The organism is Petrotoga halophila DSM 16923, from assembly GCF_002924615.1.
The window spans coordinates 1-1,785 of record NZ_JALY01000305.1 but is presented as its reverse complement, the minus strand read 5'-3'; the positions used below and the strand labels follow the sequence as shown (position 1 = coordinate 1,785).

The following is a 1,785-nucleotide window of genomic DNA, read 5'->3' as shown; positions in this document are numbered from 1 at the left end:
TGTTTAAAGATATGACAGTTTTAGAAAATGTTTTAGTTTCTCAACATTTGAAATTGAAGAGTTGGATTTGGCTTTTTAAAAGTGTTTTAAAGACTCCTGACGTTTTAAAAGTAGAAAAAGAAATGCAAAACGAAGCCTGGGATCTTCTAGAAGAAGTCGGGTTGTCTATTTACGCTAATGACAAAGCAAACTCTCTTCCATATGGATTACAAAGAAAGTTAGAAATCGCAAGAGCAATTGCCACCGGAGCAAAACTACTTCTGTTAGACGAGCCCGCAGCAGGAATGAACCCTCATGAAACGAGTGAATTGATGGAGTTTATAAAACATATAAGACAGGAATATAAGTTATCTATTCTCATTATAGAACACGATATGAAAGTTATCATGGGAATTTGTGAGCGTATATATGTATTGGATTATGGGAAAAAAATCGCTGAAGGTAGTCCGGAGGAGATTCAAAAAGATCCTTTGGTAATAAAAGCCTATTTAGGTGAGGAGTTGGCAATATGAACAGTGAAAATTCAAACATAATTCTTAAAATATCTGATATGCACGTTCACTATGGTAGCATCCATGCAGTAAAAGGGATAGATATGGAAATCAAAAAGAATGAAATCACAACGTTGATTGGATCAAATGGAGCGGGAAAAACTACTACCTTGAATGGGATAATGAATGCAGTTAAAAAGAGCAGTGGAAAGGTGTTTTTCGATAATGCTGATATCACAAACCAGGAAACACATAAGATAGTAGAAAAGGGAGTGGTTCTAGTCCCTGAAGGTAGACGTATATTCCCTAATCTAACGGTTTTAGAAAACCTCCGATTGGGTTCGTATTCTCGCAAAGACTCTGAAAAAATAAACAAAGATTTCGATTGGGTACTTAAACTTTTCCCACGATTAAAGGAAAGACTTAAACAACTTGGAGGCACACTATCTGGAGGAGAACAACAAATGTTGGCGGTTGCAAGAGGACTAATGTCAAGACCAAAGGTTCTGATGCTCGACGAACCTTCTCTTGGGCTAGCTCCGATTCTGGTCAAAGAGGTTTTAGAAACTATAGAAAAAATATGTGAAGAGGGAGTAACCATATTGCTTGTAGAACAAAACGCCGTTGGTGCATTAAAAATCGCTCATTATGGTTATGTCTTAGAAACAGGCAAAATTGTTCTCGAAGGACCTGCAGAAGATCTCTTAGAAAACGATGAAGTTAGGAAAACTTATCTAGGAGTGACGGTTTAAAACTTTGAAACTACCACCATGTTTTTTTAAGTTTCTTCTAAGCTTCCATTAAGTGAATATTAAGCATATTGTTTTATTATTTTGATGTATCAAAAATATAAAACATTACTTAGTGGAGGTGTTAGTATGAAAAAAGTTTTTCTGTCTTTCTTTATAGGTATTCTTTTAGTCGGATCACTATTTGCGCAAGTAGGACCAACTGGTGGGGCTCCAATGTCCCAGGTACAAAATCAGGATCCTGACAACCAGATGTTTCAAGTTCAAGAAAGATTGCAAGAAAGAGTATTATCTCAAGATGTTTCACCAGTATCCGTTACAGGAACTGTCAAAACCATAGTGGATGACGATGTATCTTTAACCTTGAGTGTTGAAGTAGACTCTGAAATTTACTCAGTAAGGGTGCCCAAGAATCTTTTGGATAATGTAAAAGCCGGCGAAAGTATTGAACTAACTGGATATAAGGTAATAATAAATGACAACAAAAACTTTGTACCTTTAGAAATCAAATATCAAGATAGAATTGTGAATATGCAGAGATATAT

Annotated in this window: 3 protein-coding genes; all 3 read left to right on the top strand. The window is 35.7% G+C overall.

Features of this window, described 5'->3' with window-relative positions; translation table 11 throughout:
* Nucleotides 1-512: ABC transporter ATP-binding protein (locus AA81_RS13360; protein ID WP_146050410.1), on the top strand; the 512-nt coding region annotated here is incomplete at its 5' end.
* A complete protein-coding gene (locus tag AA81_RS13355; RefSeq protein ID WP_103078047.1) occupies nucleotides 509-1,243 on the top strand; it encodes an ABC transporter ATP-binding protein in 735 nt (244 codons plus the stop codon). The genes AA81_RS13360 and AA81_RS13355, both read left to right, overlap by 4 nt.
* A gap of 126 nt (nucleotides 1,244-1,369) precedes the next feature.
* Nucleotides 1,370-1,785: hypothetical protein (locus AA81_RS13350; RefSeq protein ID WP_146050409.1), on the top strand; the 416-nt coding region annotated here is incomplete at its 3' end.